Below are 18781 nucleotides of genomic sequence, written 5' to 3' on the forward strand. Positions count from 1 at the left end.
TTTCAAAATTGAACAACACAACAAAAGAATGCCTAGCGCCGATCTTCGATCAAGGGTGCCGAATCTTAATTCTAGGTAGCTTGCCTGGTGATGCTTCGTTACAGGCTGGTCATTATTACGCCCATCCTCGCAATGCTTTTTGGCCCATTATGGCCTCACTCCTGCAAATCAATTTTTGCTCACTCAGTTTTGAACAGCGATACGAGCAACTTCGTCTACACCACATCGGCCTATGGGACGTTATCGCTTCAGCACAACGCCAAGGCAGTCTAGACTCGGCACTGCAAAGTATTAATGGCAATCGTCTGGATGAGATGATTTCTCGCTTGGCAAAACTGGAGCTAGTGATATTCAACGGCAAAACTGCAGCTAAGCATGGCCAAAAGTACATCCCATCGTATATCTCTACGAGTACTGCCCCATCTACCAGCCCAGCCTATACCCTTAGCCAGTCAGAAAAAACAGCCCAATGGAATGCTATTTTCCAGCATTTATCTAGCATTCAGCCACACCGCATCTAGCGTTCTGATTTACCCGAAATCCAAATAGCTAGCATGAGCCAAACTGCATTGAATAAGGCCACCACAAAACCCAGAAAGCCCAGTAGCGGCATACCAAATAAGGTGGGGCCTACTTTTATGGTCATTGCAATTGATGAGCCAATAATTAAAGCACCAGTCACAATCCCCATCGTCAATCGATTCGCACTTTTTGCCATTTGCGCGCCAAAGTGATCAAGCCGCTTTAAATCTAAATCAACACGTAAATTACCTCGTCGCGCCTGCTTAATCAGCTTGCCGATATCACGCGGCAAACCTGATAGCACATTAAAAGCCTCGAAAAAATTGTCTTTCGTGCGCTTAAACAGCGTATTTGGGTTGTAGCGCGCAAGAATCACTTCACGTACAAATGGTGTTAGATGCGGCACCATTTGAAACTCAGGGTCCAACTGCCTGCCCAGCCCCTCCAACGTAATCAGGGCTTTAAAAAGTAGCGTTAAATCCGATGGCAATGTGATCTCATGTTCGCGCATGATTAATGCCACATCGTTGAGCAGGTGCCCAAACTGCACGTCCTTAAGAGATAAATTCTCATAATTGAACATGAAGTCGGCAATATCAGCTGCTAGACGTTGCTCATCGACAACAGTATCTCCGGTCCACTCGAGTAATACGTTCAGAATGCCGTGCTCATCACGCTGGGCCAACGCAGCGAGTAAATCAACAATATGATCACGCCGCGGATGTGGTAAGCGTCCAACCATACCAAAATCTAAAAAGGCAATCCTCTCCCCGGCAAGATATTTCACGTTACCAGGATGAGGGTCGGCATGAAAATAGCCATCAATCAAGACCATCTTCAATACCGCATCAGCGCCACGCGCGGCAAGTACCTTACGATCCAGTTTTGCGGCATCGATCGCGGCAATATCATTCCCTGCAACACCCCCGATGTAGTCTTGTACAATTAAGCGCTCTGAAGTCCACTCCCACCACACTTGCGGAATGATGATTTCATCGTGGCCGGCAAAATTGGTAATAAACCGCTCCAAATTTCGCGCCTCAATCGATAAATTCAACTCACGATGAATCGACTTGGCAAACTCATCCACCATTCGTACCGGCTGATAGCGGCGTAAATCAGGAAACTCGAAGGTTGCTAGCCCAGCAATATGGCGCAAAATGCGTAAATCAGCCTCAATTTTCGCCGTAATATTAGGACGACGAATTTTAAGCACGACTTCCCGCCCATCTTGCAATTGCGCCCTATGCACTTGCGCAATCGAGGCAGAGCCTATTGGGTTGGGGTCTAAGGCTTGAAATACCTCATGCGGATCTCTCCCGAGTGCAATACGCAATTGTGGTTCAAGTAGATCGAATGCGAGTGGCGGCACATCACTTTGCAGTTTTTCAAATTCAGCAATCCACTCGGGGGGAAACATATCGACACGTGTTGCCAGCACTTGCCCAAGTTTAATAAACGTGGGGCCTAGCTCTTCTAGAGCGCGTCGAACGCGCACAGCGGGCTCCAACAGTTGTACTTCGTGATCACCCGGCCAATGTAAAATATCACCAGCACGTTCAACCCCTTTTGCCAAGCCGAGTCTTTGTACCAAATTACCCAAGCCATGACGCATTAAAATTGCAATAATCTCGCGCACGCGAGGTAAATCTCGCATCACGGTGAACGTTTCTTTTAGCATTGGGTCTGTCCATATGGGCCAAATTAGCAAATTAACCGAATTTTAGGCTTTACAGCCATTTTCTACACCCGTAAAGTTCTTGCCCATGAAATGGATCATCATTCTCGCTACAGTTTTGAGCTGTACCACACCATTAAGTCACGCGGATCAAGATATGCCGCTGGGCGACAGCAACCCGGTTAGTATTATGCAAAGTGCAAACTCCTTAGAGTCTGCACCGAGTGATAATACTGCGCCAAGCGCAACAGCGCGACCACGGGCAAAACCCAAAATTACCGCCATGCCCAAGGGTAGCGACTACCAGCCAGCACAAGACTTATTGCTCTCAGCAATGAGCTTGATTGGGGTGAAATATACCTGGGGCGGCAATACGCCTGAGGCCGGCTTAGATTGCTCTGGTTTTATCAAATACGTTTTTCAAAACTCGATGAACATTACCCTACCGCGCACGGCACTAGGTATGTCGCAGACGGGGCAAAACGTCGACAAATCGGACCTTAAACCAGGCGACTTGGTGTTTTTTAACACGCTGGGCCGTACCTTTTCGCACGTCGGCATTTATTTGGGCGACAACCGCTTTATTCATTCACCGCGCAAAGGCCGCAATGTTGAAGTGGCCAATATGAATTTAAGTTATTGGCAAACGCGCTTTAACGGCGCGCGCCGTATCGCCGACGGCGGTAACGCTGGGCTAAACGTGAATTCATTGCTGGCATCGAGCAGCAGACCAAGCCAAGGCAGCGCTGCGCGCAATCGCGAGGAGACTCGCTCAGAGCGTACACGTGATGTGAATGAAGCCACCGGCAGCCGCACTTGTAAAAAAGTCGTCACCGGCAAAGGTAAAAATCGCAAAACGGTGACCAAGTGCACCACCAGCAAGCCAAGTGCAAAATCGTCACGCAAGCCAAGCACAAGCAAAGCGACCACGCGAAGCAGCGCTAAAAGCAGCAAAGCCAGCGTAAAAAAGGGTACAAAAGCAACATCACGCTCAAAGAGTACCAACAGCACTAAAAAAACAAACACCACAAGCAAAAAGAGCAGTAACAAATAAGGGTATTACCAGCTAAACCAATCTAAGTCTGATTTAGCTGGCAATACCCCAATAAAAAAGCCCCGCATGCGGGGCTTTTTTATTATCGTAGCGCTTAACCTTGGTATGGGTGGCGCAAAACGATGGTTTCTTCGCGATCTGGGCCAGTTGACACGATATCAATTGGCGCTTCGCAGATCTCAGCAATACGCTGCAAGTATTTGCGCGCGTTTTCTGGCAAGGCATCCCAAGACTTCACGCCAAATGTGCTCTCTGTCCAGCCAGCCCACTCTTCGTAGATTGGTTCGCATAGCGCGATATCATCAGCACCTACTGGCAAGATATCAGTTTCAACACCGTTCACTTTATAGCCAACGCACAGCTTGATCGTTTCGATACCGTCCATGACGTCAAGTTTAGTGACACACAAACCTGAAACGCCATTGATTTGGATTGAACGTTTGAGCGCAGCAGCATCAAACCAACCACAGCGACGTGGACGACCAGTGACTGAACCAAATTCGTTGCCACGTTTCGCCAAGCCAGCACCAACGTCATCGAACAACTCTGTTGGGAATGGGCCAGAGCCAACACGCGTGGTGTACGCTTTCACAATACCCAACACGTATTGCAGCATTTGTGGCGCAACACCCGCGCCTGGCGCAGCAGCACCGGCTACACAGTTACTTGAAGTCACGTACGGGTAAGTACCGTGATCTACGTCGAGCAAAGTACCTTGAGCACCTTCAAACAACAGCGGCTCGCCTGCCTTGTTCATCTCGTACAAAGTACGCGATACGTCACCCAGCATAGGCTTAATACGCTCAGCATACGCTAAGGTTTCGTCGTAAATTGTTTGGAAATCAAGAGTTGGAGCATTGAAGTAATTTTTCAATGCAAAGTTGTACCAGTCGAGGTTTTCGAGCAATTTAGCTGCGAAACGCTCTGGGTGATACAGGTCTTGCAGACGGATCGAGCGACGCGCGATTTTGTCTTCGTAAGCAGGACCGATACCACGACCCGTGGTACCGATTTTTTTCTCGCCCTTCGCCGCTTCACGCGCTTGGTCGATGGCGATGTGGTACGGCAGAATCAGCGGACAAGCTTCAGAAATGCGCAGGCGGCTCATTACGTCGATGCCAGCAGTCGTCAATTCGTCGATTTCTTTGAGCAAAGCTTCTGGTGAAATCACTACGCCATTGCCGATAAAACACGCTTTACCAGGGTGCAAGATGCCCGATGGGATCAAACGCAGAACTGTTTTTTTGCCGCCAACAATCAGCGTATGGCCAGCGTTGTGACCGCCTTGAAAGCGCACCACGCCTGATGCGTGATCGGTCAGCCAGTCAACAATCTTGCCCTTACCTTCGTCACCCCACTGGGTACCGATAACGACTACATTTCTGCTCATTCCCAAACCTCGATGCATAAAACACAAAATAATTTGGCAACATTACAGCGGTAACGTTGCGACCGAACTTTAACGTCAAAACGCTGTGAGAGCCAGCGTTTTTTTTGAAAAAATGGCTTAATTTTTACAGGCTTAGCACTTGCCAAACACCCTCTTTTTGCTGCAAGGTGCGATCCACCTGAACCTCAGACTGTACCACCCCAAGGTCAACGATCACGGTTTCACCTTGTTCACGCAGACTACGAATCAGCTGTAATAAAGCAACATCGTCACTAGCTGGGGCTAAAATTCCAGCTTTGCGATGTGGAAACGGCACTGAAGTGAGAGAGCGTAAATCGATACTAAAACCAGTTGCAGGGCGTGAACGACCAAACTTTTCACCGACACTATCATACCGTCCACCGCGCGAAACGGCATTGGTAAACCCTTTGGCGTAGGCGTTAAATACCAAGCCCGTATGGTAATAACTACCAGGTAGTTCTGCTAAATCAAAGCGCACGGCAATCCCTCGTGCACTGAGCGCCGTATGCAGTTGCTCCAAGGTATTCAATGCGGTTGTAACTGCTGCGAGATTTGGCAAAACCTCACGCGCACGCTGCAGAACACCAAGATCACCATAGCAATTAGCCAGCGCGAGTAAACCTTGCGCCAATTTAGCATCGACATCTTCTGTAAGCGCTTTCAAAGTCGGGCTGTCTTTTTGCTTTAAGGCGTTAAACGCCAGTTGGCGCACTTCACCCTGAAAATTGGCAGCATCGGCTAAAGCAGTAAATAAGCCGATGTGCCCGACTTCAAGCGTAACATCCATCACACCAGCTTCAGCTAAGCTGGCAAACATCAATTCAATAATTTCAACATCGGCGGCTAAGCTGGCGCAGCCGTAGATTTCGGCTCCGATTTGGCGCGGCTGGCGCGTCGACAACAAACCATCTGGGCGCGTGCACAATACAGAGCCGGTATAACACAAACGTGTAACGCCTTGGCGATTCAGAATATGCGAATCAATTCGCGCCACTTGCGGCGTGATATCGGCACGCAAGCCCATTTGGCGTCCAGACAGCTCGTCAACCAGCTTGAAAGTTTTTAAATCCAAGGCGGCATCGTGCTGGGTTAGCAAAGACTCAACATATTCCACAAGTGGCGGCTCAACCTGCTCATAACCATATAGAGCAAACTGATCAAGCATGCGACGGCGCATACTTTCAATTTGACGTGCCTCAGCAGGCAGAACGTCAGAGATATATTCAGGCAGAATCCAATTACGCATCATCTTTACAAACCAAATGCCCACCCAGGTATTACCCCGGAGTGGGCGTTATTTAATGTTTAGACAGCAATACCCTAAACTATTCAAGCTTAAGTCGCCGCCAGCGAAATTAATAAACCAATAATCAACGAACAAAAACCAATCGTACGAATCTGTCCATCACTCATTTCAGACATACGTTTCAGTGTAGCCCGCCAAACATGTGGCAAAGCAAAGGGCATAATGCCTTCAAACACCAGCATTAGCCCCAAACCCAACCAGATCGCCGAACTCATTTACCCGAGCCCGCACGTGGATTTTTCATGTATTTAAAGAAGTCAGCGCTAGGGTCGATGACCATAACATCGCTTTTCTTCGCAAAGCTTTGCTTGTAAGCGTCCAAGCTCTTATAGAAAGCATAGAATTCTGGATTTTTACCGTACGCTTCGGAATACAATGCAGCCGCCTTGGCATCGCCCTCACCCTTCAATTGCTGGGCTTGGTTGTAGGCGTCCGCCAAAATCACTTCACGTTGCTTATCAGCATCGGCTTTAATCTTCTCTGCTGCCGCACTTCCTTCTGCACGCAATTGGCTCGCTACAGCTTTACGCTCTGACTGCATTCGTTCGTAGACCGAATTGAGCGTACTGTCCTCAAGCTCAACACGTTTGATGCGCACATCTAAAACTTGAACACCAATGCGTGCAGCATCAGCATCGGCCACTTTACGAACGTGCTTCATTACTTCGTCGCGCTGCCCAGAAATAACGTCTTGCACCGTACGTTTACCGAACTCATCACGCAACATATTATTTACGGTATTTCTTAAACGATCGACGCCCTTACGTTGATCAACACCAACTGCTTTGTAGTATTTTTCTACATCGACAATCTGATATTTGATGAAGCTATCCGCTTTCACGTTCATTTTTTCGATGGTTTGAATTCGCGCAGGAGACTCTTCATCGATGGTTTGAATGCGTTTGTCAAAGTACCGAACTTCTTGTAACAGCGGTATTTTGAAATGAAAACCTGGATCTTTTATCACGCGCACTGCTTCAGAAAACTGAAACACGATCGCATATTGACGCTGATCCAAGGTAAAAAACATCGTTGAAAAGACGAATAGACCAAAAAATACGGCGGCCAACAAAGGCATAATTTTATTCATTGCACAGCCTCCTTATCGACCGTCACGCTGACCACGCGCTGAACCAGCCGTGGGAGCTTCATTCACTGGGACTGTTGCAGGCACTTCCACAGTTTTACCTGGCGCAGCAGCTGGCGCAACCTCACCCTGGACATTCATTTGCATCAACTTATCCAGTGGCAAATATAACAAATTGCCATTCGATTTTTGATCGACCATGATTTTGGTGGTGTTCTGATACACAGTTTGCATTGTATCGAGATACATACGATCACGCGTTACCTGTGGTGCTTTTGCATACTCAGCAGCGATCTGACGGAAGCGCGACGCATCACCTTCGGCACGCGCCACCACCTGCTGACGATAACCCAAGGCTTCTTCATTCAAGCGAGCAGCCATACCACTGGCTTTAGGTACCACATCATTGGCGTAGGCAGTACCTTCGTTAATCAAACGCGCGCGATCTTGACGAGCCTTGACCGCATCACTAAATGCAGCCTGCACCTGCTCAGGTGGCTGAACATCGGAAATATTAACGCGTGACACTGAGATGCCCGTGCCATATTTGGTCAACAACTCTTGAATAATCTCTTTGGTATCTTCGCCGATCTTGCCGCGACCTTCGTTCAGTACGTAATCAACCTTATTTTTACCGACTACTTCACGAATTGCCGTTTCAGCCGCTTGCTTTACAACATCACGGCCATCTTTATCTTCTAGGCGGCTATTAAACAAGAAATCGCGTGCCGAGTTGAGGTTATATTGCACCTCAAGCTGCACTTCGATGATGTTTTGATCACCAGTTAGCATGGTGCTTTCATCACCCGCGGCAGCAGAACCACGCACCCCCACTTCCAAGCTGCGCAGCTCAGTCATGTTTACAATTTCGCGTGCTTCAATCGGATAGGGTAAATGCCACTTCAAACCAGCGCTTTCAACGGTTTGAGTATATTTACCAAAACGAGTAATGACCGCATTCTCTCGCTCATCCACCACATAAATACCAGAGCCAACCCATAACACAAACAACCCACCAGCCAAAACCAGAGCCCCAGTAGAACCACTTTTACCTGAGGGTTGGTTCATTGCAGGCTTACCACCCATTAGGCGGTTAAATTTGTCGGTAATCGAGCGAAAAATGTCATCTAAATCAGGAGGGCCACCATTATTGCCTTTACGGCCACCACCCCACTGCGGATCATTCTGACTCATTTATTCTTCCTTTTGCGATTGGCTCATTGCTTCAATCAACGCGGCACGAAGTAAATCAAGGCCATCTCCTTGGATTGCACTTAATTTAACTGTATGGATTTTATCATATTCATTGCGCTGCATTTCTGCGGGCAATAATTTTTGATCAATCTTATTAAAGACCATCAACTGGGGAATATGTTCCGCACCAATTTCAGTTAATACTTTATTGACTTCTGCGATTTGCAATTCACGCATCGGATGGTTGATATCAACCACGTGCAAAAGCAAATCAGCGTTAATTGTTTCTTCTAAGGTGGCGCGAAATGCAGCGACTAATGTGTGTGGCAACTGGCGAATAAATCCAACAGTGTCAGACAGAACAATAGAATGCTCAGCATCTAAAAACAACTTTCTGCTAGTCGTATCTAGTGTGGCAAACAACTGATTTGCAACATATATTTTCGCCTTGGTTAAGGCATTAAACAGCGTTGATTTTCCGGCATTGGTATAGCCAACAATCGAAACAGTAAACTCACGATTTCGATCACGCGCTTTACGTTGCGTGGCACGCTGCTTTTGCACTGTTTGTAGCTGATCTTTTAGCCGCTTAACGCGAATACCGATCAAACGACGGTCAGTTTCGAGCTGCGTCTCACCCGGCCCGCGTAAGCCTACACCGCCTTTTTGGCGCTCCAAGTGGGTCCAACCTCGGATCAATCGTGTCTGAATATGCGCTAATTGCGCTAATTCAACCTGCAATTTACCCTCAGCAGTGCGTGCTCTTTGCGCAAATATGTCCAAAATGAGCGTCGTACGATCCAGTACACGACACTGTGCTTTTTTCTCTAAGTTTCGTTCTTGCGCAGGAGAAAGCTGATGATTAAAAATCACCAGCTGCGCTTGGTGCTCGGCAACAGCTTGTGCAATCTCATCCGCTTTACCACTACCTGCAAAATAGGCTGGATCAGGACGCTGGCGCTTGCCTTCGATGATTTGCAAGGGAATCACACCAGCGGACTTTACCAACTCGACAAATTCATCGACACCATCGCGGTAATCGGGTTCACCAAAATCGAGACAAACTAAAATTGCCTCATCACCGCCTTGATGGCGTTCAAACATGCCGACCTCAATAATCGTAAATAACTAGCGATAAGATGGGGACAAAATCGTCAAACCCAAGATGAAAAAACCCCGAAAGTTTGATCTTTCGGGGTTTCAAACCAATAACCGCTGCAATTAATCTTCAGTAGTTGCTGCCGCAGGATTGTCATGTGGCACATTCACAGAACGTGAAGGCACCACCGTCGAAATCGCATGCTTATATACCATTTGAGTAACTGTGTTACGCAACAACACCACATATTGGTCAAACGATTCGATTTGCCCTTGCAACTTAATGCCATTCACTAAATAAATTGACACTGGCACATGCTCTTTGCGCAAGATGTTTAAAAAAGGATCTTGCAACATTTGCCCCTTAGCACTCATTTTTATTCTCCGGTTTGTTATTGTTTATCCGTCTATACGGCTCGAGTCAAAACATCTTACGCTTATAGTACACTTTTTTACAACTTACACATTGTAATTATTTATTACCACGGCGATTTAGTTTGGGAGGCGCTTTCCCTTCAAATGGATTACCACCCTTCTTAAATTGCACACGCAGCGGTGTACCTTGCAGCTTGAAGGTTTTCATAAAGAAATGCTCAAGATAACGCCAGTATGATGCAGGTACAGCTTCGAGTGCATTGCCGTGGATCACAACAACAGGTGGATTACTACCACCTTGGTGAGCATAACGCATCTTCGGACGAATCTTGCCCGCGATTGGTGGTTGCTGACGTTCCATCGCCAATTGCAGCGCACGAGTCAATTTTGGCGTTGGAATCTTGATCATTGCAGCATCATAGGCCTGGTGAATTGATCCAAACAAATCGCCAACACCTTTACCTTGCAGGGCCGAAATATAGTGAAACTTAGCAAACTCTAAGAATGCAAGCTTACGACCAATTTCACGCTTAATCGTATTGCGCTGCTCTTCATCAGCAGCTTCCCACTTATTAATTGCAACAACTAGTGCGCGACCCGACTCTAGAACGAAGCCTGCAATTTTGGCATCTTGATCGGAAACATCTTGCGTAGCATCCAGCACCAAAATGACCACATTACAATCTTCAATCGCTTGCATCGTCTTAATAACCGAAAACTTCTCGATCATATCGGTTACTTTGCCACGACGACGAACACCCGCAGTATCAATGACGGTGTAATTTTGCCCGTTGCGCTCAAAATCAATAAATACCGAATCGCGTGTAGTACCTGGCGCATCAAACGCAATAACACGCTCTTCACCAAGAATGGTATTCACCAAGGTCGACTTACCAACATTCGGACGGCCAACAATCGCGAACATTGGGTGCGTGATTTCTTCTTCTGGCTCAGGCTCTGGAAAGCCTTCCAAAATCTCATTAATCAGATCACGTACGCCCTCACCGTGGGTAGCAGAAATCGCAACGGGATCGCCCAAACCCAATTCATGAAACTCAGCGGTCATCACCGCGCGATTCATGCCTTCGATTTTATTGACCGCAACCCAGACAGGGCGATCACCCTGACGCAAGCGGTTTGCAATAATTTTGTCTTGTGGCGTCAAACCATTTCGGCCGTCAACGATAAATACAATCGCATCAGCTTCGTCGACCGCTTGCAATGTCTGCTTAGCCATCTCAAACATAATGCCTTCGTCGACAACTGGCTCAAAACCGCCAGTATCAATCACAAGGTAGGGCTTTTCACCCACTTTGCCGTGCCCGTAGTGACGATCACGTGTTAAGCCAGGTTGATCAGCAACCAAGGCATCGCGTGTTTTAGTCAAACGATTAAATAAAGTTGATTTGCCCACATTGGGGCGGCCCACTAGGGCAATTGTTGGTTTCATTCAATTCTCTTACTGTGCACCAAGCAAATACAAACTGCCTTTTCGCGTCTGAACCAAGGCTTCGGTACCGACCGATTGCGGTGCTAAATAAATACGGCTGCCATCGGTGGCTTGCTGCCCCACCAAAGACCCATCTTCAGGGTCAAGATAGTGCAAATAACCTTCAAGATCACCTACTACAACCTGATTACCCAATACTGCTGGCGCACTGACAAAGCGATACGCCAATTTATCCTGCTTCCATACTGAACGCCCAGTATTGCGTTCAAAGGCATTGATATGGCCTTTGACATCCGTCACGTAGACGTGGCGCTCGTCAATACCAAGACCGGCCCAACTCGAAATTTCTCGTGTCCAAACTAAAGAACCATTTTTGGTGCTAATGCACGCCACACGGCCTTGATACGCCACCGCACAAACCATATCAGCATGAACGACAGGTGGGCTTACAATATCCGTTACACGCTCAAGGTCACTGGCGCCGCGAGGCAAAGCAATCGGAGCTTCCCATAAAACACGACCATCTTCTAAAGCCAAGGCAGACAAACGCCCGGCTGCTTGCCCTACATAAACGATGCCATCAGCAACGACAGGTGGCGCATAGTTACGCAGTTGCAAAGCAGGCTGTGGACGCTGGTACACCCACTTCAACTCACCCTTTTCGGCAGAAAAGGCACTAACCTTGCCATCTGCCGAGCGAACAATGACCAAACCACGTTCAACCAAAGGTGAAGCAATCACTTCACTAGAAGTTTTCACGCTCCAGATCGTTTTGCCAGTCGTTAAATCGAGCGCGATGACATCGCCTTTTAAACTGCCCGCAGCAACGAGGTTATTACCTACTCCTACACCACCAGCAATTTCCTGCTCAAGCTTGACCTGCCATTTGGTACGGCCAGTTTTACGATCCAATAAGGCCAAATTATTGTTGCCACCAACCACAGCAACATCATCACCAAAAAAAGCTGGTTGAAAGCGATAAATTGTGTCATTGCCAACCGAATTTTTCCATAGCAGTTTAGCTGGCGTATTTTTACTCAAGACCGGCAACGGGGATGGATCAGGAATATTGCTCGTACTCGAGCAGGCAGCCAAAGCTAAAGCGCTGGCTAGTACAGCGTAGCGCAAACCTCGCATTTTACTTAGCTCCAAGTACATCAAGTTTTACTTCAACCAATTTGAGATTCGGTGAATCTTTCGGCAGTTTTGCAATTGCTTGGCGGTAAGAATCTGCGGCTGCAGAAACGTCATTTTTAGCAAATTGAACATCACCACGCATTTCAGCGAACAAAGCTGAATAGGTTTCTTCCTCTGGCGCCTTTACCAAGGCTAAGGCTTCATCAAATTTTTTGTCATCCAACAACACGCTGGCTAGACGCAATTTTGCTGTGTCTCGTAATGAAATTTCTTTGGCGTTATTGATAACCCAATTTAATTCATCGCGCGTTTTGGCAGAATCGCCATTCATATATGCCAACTTCGCGGCGGCTAATGCGGCGCGAGCGGTATACGGTGAATCTTTAAAATCAGTTTTAAGCGTAGTTAATGTAGCGCCAAATTTATCGGCATCCGCAGCCTGCACCTGCAATTGCACGTACAAATCCGCAGCCTTAGCCGCTTGACGTTTTTGCCAGCTTTGCCAACCAGCCCAAGCAGCGTAAGCAAGCAAAGCTAAAATAACAGCGGCAGCCAGAGATTTCCCCCAGCCATGCCACCAAGCTTTCAGCTCGGCAATTTGTTCTTGTTCTTGTAAATCAAAAGCTGCCATGTTAACCCCGTCGTCCCTTAATTATTTAAGACTACTAAACACACTAACCAATTGATCTTGCGAAACTGTTTGCTGTTCGCCCTTCTGTTCGCCGGTTAATACTTTGATATTGGCAGTTTGGTTTTCCATTTCACCGTCACCAATAATCAATGCATATCGGGCCCCAGACTGATCGGCTTTTTTAAATTGTGATTTAAAACTACCGCCGCCAGCATGATATATCACATTGAGACCGATTGCGCGTAATCGTTGAGCAGCTCCAAATGCGTAACGTGCCGCTACATCACCCTGACTTACCACATACACATCAGGAGCTTGCGGTGGAGCCGAGATATTTTGAGCTTCAAGCAATAGAATTAGGCGCTCAATCCCCATACCAAAACCCACCGCTGGGCAAGGCTTGCCGCCCAATTGCTCGACTAGGCCATCATAGCGCCCACCCGCGGCAACCGTACCCTGTGCACCTAATTCTGTCGTCGTCCACTCAAAAACAGTGCGGTTATAGTAGTCCAGACCACGAACCAAACGCGGGTTAATAACATAAGCAATCCCCGCATCATCTAGCAAGGCTTTAACACCCTCGAAATGCGCTTTCGATTCTTCCCCTAAAAAATCACTCAAGCGGGGTGCGTTTTCCGCCATTTCTTGCAGTGCAGGATTTTTGGTATCTAAAACACGCAAAGGGTTGGTATATAGTCGGCGCTTGCCATCCTCATCGAGTATATCAACATACCCCTCAAGGTATTTAATCAACTCGGCGCGGTGAGCTGCACGCTCGCTAGTATCACCCAGTGAATTAAGCTCCAAGGTCAAACCCGTCAAACCTAAGCGACGCCAGAGATCGGCCAACATCAGAATAACTTCAGCGTCTACATCCGGCGTTGCAAAGCCAAATACTTCAACACCTAATTGGTTAAACTGCCGCAGACGCCCTTTTTGTGGTCGCTCGTGTCGGAACATTGGCCCCATATACCAAAGGCGTTGGGTTTGGTTATAAAGCAAACCATGCTCGATACACGCACGCACACAGCCTGCAGTCCCTTCAGGGCGCAGCGTTAGTTTTTCACCATTGAGTCTATCCTCAAAGGCATACATTTCTTTTTCAACGATATCCGTGTGTTCACCAACGCCGCGAACAAACAAATGCGTTGACTCAACGATAGGCATGCGAATTTGGCTGTAGCCGTAGGCAGCTAGCCACTCGCGCGAGACGCGCTCAAAAAACTGCCACTGTGACACCTCTTGCGGCAGAACGTCGTTCATGCCGCGAATCCCTTGAATGGTTTGAGCCATTTTTATTTTTCTACCTAAAACTAAAATTAAATCTGAGCCAGTGGAATAATTTTTGGCGCATCTAAACGGCGCTTACTACCATTTTCCCCGTAGCGGGTTACCACATAATTTTCGACAATCGCCTGAAATTCCTGCGCGACATTATCGCCTTTGAGCGTCACGTCCTTTTGCCCATCAACATACACTGGGCAAACTGGGACTTCCCCGGTACCGGGCAAACTAATGCCAATGTCGGCCAATTTTGACTCGCCAGGGCCATTGACGACACAGCCCATCACGGCGACTTTCATTTCTTCCACGCCAGGGTATTGCGAACGCCAAACCGGCATTTGCTCGCGCAAAAAGTTCTGAATATCCTGCGCCAACTCTTGAAACACAGTTGACGTGGTACGACCACATCCAGGGCAGGCCGTAACCAAAGGCGTGAAGCTGCGCAATCCCATCGTTTGCAGCAATTCTTGCGCGACTACAACTTCTTTGGTTCGATCGCCATTGGGCTCAGGCGTTAGTGAAATACGAATCGTATCGCCAATCCCTTCCTGCATGAGCACCGCCAAAGCAGCACTTGAAGCGACGATGCCTTTCGAGCCCATTCCGGCCTCAGTCAACCCCAAATGCAGTGGGTAATCACAACGCGCACCCAGATCACGGTAAACCGCGATCAAATCTTGTACATGCGAAACCTTGCACGACAATAAAATTTTATCTGGAGATAAACCCCAAGCAATCGCTTGATCAGCCGATTCAAGCGCCGAAACAATCAAAGCTTCACGCATTACAGCTTCGGCAGTCAACGGTTGTGAGCGCTTAGAGTTTTCGTCCATCATCCGAGCGGCAATCGATTGATCCAGCGACCCCCAGTTCACACCAATACGCACCGGCTTATTGTATTCAACTGCTTTTTCAATCATGTAAGCGAATTTTTCGTCGCGCTTTGCGCCCTTGCCGACATTGCCAGGGTTAATGCGATATTTGGCCAAAGCTTCGGCGCAATCAGGATAGTCACGCAGCAGGCGATCACCGTTAAAGTGAAAATCCCCCACCAAAGGAACTCTACAGCCCCAGTTTTCTAGCTTGGTTTTGATATTGGCAACCTGCGCAGCAGCTTCGGCGCTATTGACCGTAATGCGAACAGCTTCAGAACCAGCGCGCCACAATTCAAAAATTTGGCGTGCCGTCGCTTCAGCATCGGCGGTATCAGTATTGGTCATCGATTGAACCATTACCGGATGATCGCTACCAACCCAAATATTGCCAATTTGAACCTGACGCGTTTTACGACGAACAATCGGACTAGACATGAATTATTTCAATTCCAAATTTACGACGTCAGAACCTGGCTTGAGATAGGCACTCAAATCTACAGCCCGACCTTGCAGTGATAATTTTGTTTTAGGAGCATTACCAATTTTGACCGAGAACGGCGCAAGCCCTGTGACACTGCGCTCATAGCCTGGGCGTACAATTTCAGACAACACTTTATTTCCAGCGCTATCTACGATTTGCACCCAGCTATCCGACTCAGTTAAGACAGTTACAGTTTGCTGCCCTGCCACGGCAGAAGCTACACTAGCTTGCGATGCCGCAGCCACCTCAACTTTGGAAGCCACGCTCGCACTTGAAATTGGCGCAGCTGTCACTACTGCGCTGGCCAAGTTTGGCGCAGACGCTTGCTCTAGCACCACAGACGCAGGCACAACCTCCGGCCCAGCATCGGGCAAGGCAACATCAGGCGTGGACGGTTGCTGCAAATACCAATACACGGCGCCGACACCAATAAAAACACCCACTAGCGCAACGATAACAAATAGCGATGAACTAGATGATTTACTCGGTGTTCGCATATCAGGAAACGAGCGATTAATTTCAACGTTTACCGCTGCAACACTTTCTGTTGCTACATCCTGTGGCAATACACTAGCTAGGTATTCAATGAGTGGGGCTGAATCAATATCTAACAAGCGGGCGTAGTTACGCACAAAACCACGGATAAATAAATTGCTAGGCAATTCATCAAATGCTTCATGCTCTAATGCTTCAACCTGCCGACGAGCTAGTTTAAGTTGACCTGCAACATCATCAATCGATAAACCGCGTGCTTCACGGGCGGTACGAAGTTGGCGACCAGCCGGTAAAAAAGGGGAATTTGGCTTATTTTGTTGTTCTTCAATCATATTGTCCGGTCAAAAGCTTAGTTGCCTCAACTGAGTCAGGATAATTACGCTTCAATTCATTCGCGTAACGCAATTCTGCCTCTTTATTGCCGATTTTACGTTCAATCCGTACGCCAAGCCAGAGTAATTCTGACGGCGCTTTCGGCAAAGCACGTAATACTTCCATAAAAAGCTGCTTAGAGCGAGGCAAATCACCCTCACCCAGCAAATACTCCGAAATCTGGAATTTAACAGACAAGTTATTCGTTGCCTGCTTGCTAGCACGATCGAAATACTGCTTCGCCAAGACCTGATCACCCGCTTTCAGACTGCACCTTGCAGCAGCAATCAGCGTTAAATCGGGTGTTGGGTAAAGTTTATTTGTGAGCACAACTTCATAGCGTGCCAAGCCTGCCCTGTACTCCCCGCGCTCGCATAAATAATTACCATAGTTTTGGTTGATATCCGAGTCTTTGGGTGCGGCCTTTACTGCTCGCTCAAAGTAGGCCCTTCCTGATTGCTCATCCTTGAGCGCTAAATAAGACACTGCCAAAACATTCAATGCCTGGGGATATTCAGACTCTGCTTCAAGGGCTTTTTTGGCCTCTTCAATAGCAACTGCATAGGCGCCACGACGAAAATACTCTGATGCCAAACTCGTACGGGTCGCTGCTCGCTGCTGGTCTGAGCCACCTTCATCATTGGCAAAAGACAACGGAGAAAGCGCCAACATTAAAGCAATCAAGCCGTATTTTTTCATTGCAAAGCCTTATTTTGGTTGAAACAAAATGGGGCGAGCCTCAGCCATTTTCTCAGTACGACGGGTTTTATCTAAAACCTGTCCAGCCAATTGGCCACACGCGGCATCAATATCATCGCCACGCGTTTTACGCACCGTCACGATATAACCAGCCTGAGTCAGAATATCACGGAAGCGAGTAATCGCATCGCGACCTGATCGTGCATAACCCGAATTTGGGAATGGATTAAACGGTATCAAGTTAAACTTACAAGACACTGAACGAGCCAAATCCACCAACTGGCGCGCATGTTCTGGCTGATCGTTAATCCCTGCCAGCATGACATACTCAAACGTCACAAAATCGCGCGGCGCTTTTTCTAAGTATGAATTGCAGGCATTGAGCAATTCTTTCAATGGGTATTTTTTATTAATTGGTACAATTTCATCCCGAATTTTGTCGTTCGGTGCATGCAAGCTCACCGCCAACGCCACCGGACAGTCTTCACGCAATTTCAATAATTGCGGCACCATCCCTGAAGTTGATAACGTAACGCGGCGGCGCGACAAGCCATAGGCATTGTCATCGAGCATCAATTTCATTGCTGCGACGACGTTATCGTAGTTTGCCAGCGGCTCACCCATACCCATCATCACAACATTGGACACAATGCGCGTATCTTCGTTCACAGCCGTACCCAAGCGGGCTGCATCAAAAGAAAGTCGCTGATTGGCCCACCACAACTGCCCCACAATTTCTGCCGTACTTAAATTGCGGTTAAAACCTTGGCGCGCGGTCGAACAGAACGTACAGTCCAGCGCACAGCCAACCTGACTCGATACACAGAGCGTGCCGCGATCATCCTCAGGAATAAACACTGCTTCTACGCCATTACCCGTTCCCACGTCGAGCAGCCATTTGCGCGTGCCGTCTTGCGCAATTTGCTCGGCCATCATGGATGGCGGAGCTACACACGCTTGGTCAGCCAATTTCTGACGAAATGACTTCGCAATATCGCTCATCACGTCAAAATCAGCGGCGCCACGCTGATGAATCCACTTGAGCAGCTGCTTGGCACGAAAAGGCTTCTCCCCCATCTGCACCATCAAAGCGCCCAGCTTCTCAGCATCGTAATCCAACAAATTTAATGACATGATTGTGTGCTCCGCAACGCTCAATTAAGCGCCGTAAACTTCTGAAGCAGCAAAGAAATAAGCAATTTCAATCGCTGCATTTTCCAAACTATCTGAACCGTGAACCGCATTCGCGTCGATGCTAGCAGCAAAGTCAGCGCGGATCGTGCCAGCTGCAGCTTCTTTCGGGTTAGTTGCGCCCATCAATTCACGATTTTTCAACACTGCATTCTCGCCTTGCAACACTTGAATCATGACAGGGCCAGAGATCATAAAGTTCACCAAATCATTAAAGAAAGGGCGCTCTTTATGTACCGCGTAGAAGCCTTCTGCTTCAGCGCGTGACAATTGTTTCATTTTAGCGGCAACAACTTTGAGGCCAGCAGATTCGAAACGGTCGTAAATTTTACCGATTACGTTTTTACCTACCGCATCAGGTTTGATAATAGAAATTGTGCGTTCGATCGCCATTTTTAGTTCTCCAGAGGATTTAATGTTTAGTTTTATCAACAAACATGA

19 protein-coding genes are annotated in these 18781 nt (G+C 47.8%); 2 read left to right on the forward strand and 17 right to left on the reverse strand.

Annotated elements, in window-relative coordinates:
- The first annotated feature begins 8 nt into the window (after window positions 1–8).
- A complete protein-coding gene (locus NT239_02810) occupies window positions 9–521 on the forward strand; it encodes a DNA-deoxyinosine glycosylase (protein ID XGA71788.1) in 513 nt (170 codons plus the stop codon).
- Here the strand turns inward: NT239_02810 and NT239_02815 are convergent.
- Window positions 518–2203, reverse strand: coding sequence for an AarF/UbiB family protein (locus NT239_02815; GenBank protein ID XGA71789.1), 1686 nt, complete (start codon window positions 2201–2203; stop codon window positions 518–520). The two genes, NT239_02810 and NT239_02815, sit on opposite strands and share 4 nt — an antisense overlap.
- Before the next feature lie 85 nt (window positions 2204–2288).
- Here NT239_02815 and NT239_02820 point away from each other — a divergent pair, with 85 nt between their 5' ends.
- A complete protein-coding gene (locus NT239_02820; protein ID XGA71790.1) occupies window positions 2289–3254 on the forward strand; it encodes a C40 family peptidase in 966 nt (321 codons plus the stop codon).
- 94 nt (window positions 3255–3348) lie between these two features.
- On the opposite strand, the gene NT239_02825 is transcribed toward NT239_02820, so the two are convergent.
- The 16 genes from NT239_02825 to ndk all read right to left on the reverse strand — a co-directional run bounded on the left by NT239_02825 (window position 3349) and on the right by ndk (window position 18733).
- Window positions 3349–4644, reverse strand: a complete 1296-nt coding sequence (locus tag NT239_02825) for an adenylosuccinate synthase (protein XGA71791.1) — start codon at window positions 4642–4644, stop codon at window positions 3349–3351.
- Window positions 4645–4768: 124 nt separating this feature from the next.
- A complete protein-coding gene (locus NT239_02830; GenBank protein ID XGA71792.1) occupies window positions 4769–5914 on the reverse strand; it encodes an ATP phosphoribosyltransferase regulatory subunit in 1146 nt (381 codons plus the stop codon).
- Window positions 5915–6000: 86 nt separating this feature from the next.
- Window positions 6001–6186 (reverse strand): DUF2065 domain-containing protein, encoded by a 186-nt coding sequence (locus NT239_02835; protein XGA71793.1) that lies wholly within the window; start codon window positions 6184–6186, stop codon window positions 6001–6003.
- Complete coding sequence (gene hflC / locus NT239_02840) at window positions 6183–7061, reverse strand: protease modulator HflC (GenBank protein XGA71794.1); 879 nt, start codon at window positions 7059–7061, stop codon at window positions 6183–6185. The genes NT239_02835 and hflC overlap by 4 nt, the downstream gene beginning before the upstream one ends.
- Window positions 7062–7073: 12 nt before the next feature.
- The gene (gene hflK, locus NT239_02845) at window positions 7074–8252 is read right to left on the reverse strand and encodes an FtsH protease activity modulator HflK (GenBank protein XGA71795.1); all 1179 of its coding nucleotides are present in this window, start codon (window positions 8250–8252) and stop codon (window positions 7074–7076) included.
- Complete coding sequence (gene hflX / locus NT239_02850; GenBank protein ID XGA71796.1) at window positions 8253–9356, reverse strand: GTPase HflX; 1104 nt, start codon at window positions 9354–9356, stop codon at window positions 8253–8255. It lies immediately after the preceding gene.
- A gap of 117 nt (window positions 9357–9473) precedes the next feature.
- Complete coding sequence (gene hfq, locus NT239_02855; protein ID XGA71797.1) at window positions 9474–9725, reverse strand: RNA chaperone Hfq; 252 nt, start codon at window positions 9723–9725, stop codon at window positions 9474–9476.
- 97 nt (window positions 9726–9822) lie between these two features.
- Window positions 9823–11175 (reverse strand): ribosome biogenesis GTPase Der, encoded by a 1353-nt coding sequence (der, locus tag NT239_02860; GenBank protein ID XGA71798.1) that lies wholly within the window; start codon window positions 11173–11175, stop codon window positions 9823–9825.
- Window positions 11176–11184: 9 nt separating this feature from the next.
- Window positions 11185–12312, reverse strand: coding sequence for an outer membrane protein assembly factor BamB (gene bamB / locus NT239_02865; GenBank protein XGA71799.1), 1128 nt, complete (start codon window positions 12310–12312; stop codon window positions 11185–11187).
- Window position 12313: 1 nt separating this feature from the next.
- Window positions 12314–12943, reverse strand: a complete 630-nt coding sequence (locus NT239_02870; protein ID XGA71800.1) for a tetratricopeptide repeat protein — start codon at window positions 12941–12943, stop codon at window positions 12314–12316.
- Between the two features lie 21 nt (window positions 12944–12964).
- On the reverse strand, window positions 12965–14236 hold the full coding sequence (hisS, locus tag NT239_02875; GenBank protein ID XGA71801.1) for a histidine--tRNA ligase: 1272 nt from the start codon (window positions 14234–14236) through the stop codon (window positions 12965–12967).
- Window positions 14237–14262: 26 nt separating this feature from the next.
- Window positions 14263–15537: a flavodoxin-dependent (E)-4-hydroxy-3-methylbut-2-enyl-diphosphate synthase gene (ispG, locus tag NT239_02880; GenBank protein XGA71802.1), complete on the reverse strand. Its 1275-nt coding sequence runs from the start codon at window positions 15535–15537 to the stop codon at window positions 14263–14265.
- Between the two features lie 3 nt (window positions 15538–15540).
- Window positions 15541–16410 (reverse strand): DUF4115 domain-containing protein, encoded by an 870-nt coding sequence (locus NT239_02885; protein ID XGA71803.1) that lies wholly within the window; start codon window positions 16408–16410, stop codon window positions 15541–15543.
- Entirely contained in the window at window positions 16403–17149 is a 747-nt protein-coding gene (locus NT239_02890; protein XGA71804.1) for a tetratricopeptide repeat protein, read from the reverse strand. Before NT239_02890 ends, NT239_02885 begins: the two co-directional genes overlap by 8 nt.
- A gap of 9 nt (window positions 17150–17158) precedes the next feature.
- A complete protein-coding gene (rlmN, locus tag NT239_02895; protein ID XGA71805.1) occupies window positions 17159–18283 on the reverse strand; it encodes a 23S rRNA (adenine(2503)-C(2))-methyltransferase RlmN in 1125 nt (374 codons plus the stop codon).
- Window positions 18284–18307: 24 nt separating this feature from the next.
- Window positions 18308–18733 carry a nucleoside-diphosphate kinase gene (gene ndk / locus NT239_02900; GenBank protein ID XGA71806.1) on the reverse strand — a complete coding sequence of 142 codons (426 nt, stop codon included), beginning with the start codon at window positions 18731–18733 and terminating at the stop codon, window positions 18308–18310.
- Between the last annotated feature and the right edge of the window lie 48 nt (window positions 18734–18781).

This window comes from Chitinibacter sp. SCUT-21 (assembly GCA_041874755.1).
Taxonomy (GTDB): domain Bacteria; phylum Pseudomonadota; class Gammaproteobacteria; order Burkholderiales; family Chitinibacteraceae; genus Chitinibacter.

What these genes read in the sequence shown, in the direction of transcription:
- NT239_02815 (XGA71789.1), bottom strand. Translation starts at nt 2,203, where the DNA reads ATGCTAAAAGAAACGTTCACCGTGATGCGAGATTTACCTCGCGTGCGC.
- NT239_02820 (XGA71790.1), top strand. Translation starts at nt 2,289, where the DNA reads ATGAAATGGATCATCATTCTCGCTACAGTTTTGAGCTGTACCACACCA.
- NT239_02825 (XGA71791.1), bottom strand. Translation starts at nt 4,644, where the DNA reads ATGAGCAGAAATGTAGTCGTTATCGGTACCCAGTGGGGTGACGAAGGT.
- NT239_02830 (XGA71792.1), bottom strand. Translation starts at nt 5,914, where the DNA reads ATGATGCGTAATTGGATTCTGCCTGAATATATCTCTGACGTTCTGCCT.
- NT239_02835 (XGA71793.1), bottom strand. Translation starts at nt 6,186, where the DNA reads ATGAGTTCGGCGATCTGGTTGGGTTTGGGGCTAATGCTGGTGTTTGAA.
- hflC (XGA71794.1), bottom strand. Translation starts at nt 7,061, where the DNA reads ATGAATAAAATTATGCCTTTGTTGGCCGCCGTATTTTTTGGTCTATTC.
- hflK (XGA71795.1), bottom strand. Translation starts at nt 8,252, where the DNA reads ATGAGTCAGAATGATCCGCAGTGGGGTGGTGGCCGTAAAGGCAATAAT.
- hflX (XGA71796.1), bottom strand. Translation starts at nt 9,356, where the DNA reads ATGTTTGAACGCCATCAAGGCGGTGATGAGGCAATTTTAGTTTGTCTC.
- hfq (XGA71797.1), bottom strand. Translation starts at nt 9,725, where the DNA reads ATGAGTGCTAAGGGGCAAATGTTGCAAGATCCTTTTTTAAACATCTTG.
- der (XGA71798.1), bottom strand. Translation starts at nt 11,175, where the DNA reads ATGAAACCAACAATTGCCCTAGTGGGCCGCCCCAATGTGGGCAAATCA.
- bamB (XGA71799.1), bottom strand. Translation starts at nt 12,312, where the DNA reads ATGCGAGGTTTGCGCTACGCTGTACTAGCCAGCGCTTTAGCTTTGGCT.
- NT239_02870 (XGA71800.1), bottom strand. Translation starts at nt 12,943, where the DNA reads ATGGCAGCTTTTGATTTACAAGAACAAGAACAAATTGCCGAGCTGAAA.
- hisS (XGA71801.1), bottom strand. Translation starts at nt 14,236, where the DNA reads ATGGCTCAAACCATTCAAGGGATTCGCGGCATGAACGACGTTCTGCCG.
- ispG (XGA71802.1), bottom strand. Translation starts at nt 15,537, where the DNA reads ATGTCTAGTCCGATTGTTCGTCGTAAAACGCGTCAGGTTCAAATTGGC.
- NT239_02885 (XGA71803.1), bottom strand. Translation starts at nt 16,410, where the DNA reads ATGATTGAAGAACAACAAAATAAGCCAAATTCCCCTTTTTTACCGGCT.
- NT239_02890 (XGA71804.1), bottom strand. Translation starts at nt 17,149, where the DNA reads ATGAAAAAATACGGCTTGATTGCTTTAATGTTGGCGCTTTCTCCGTTG.
- rlmN (XGA71805.1), bottom strand. Translation starts at nt 18,283, where the DNA reads ATGTCATTAAATTTGTTGGATTACGATGCTGAGAAGCTGGGCGCTTTG.
- ndk (XGA71806.1), bottom strand. Translation starts at nt 18,733, where the DNA reads ATGGCGATCGAACGCACAATTTCTATTATCAAACCTGATGCGGTAGGT.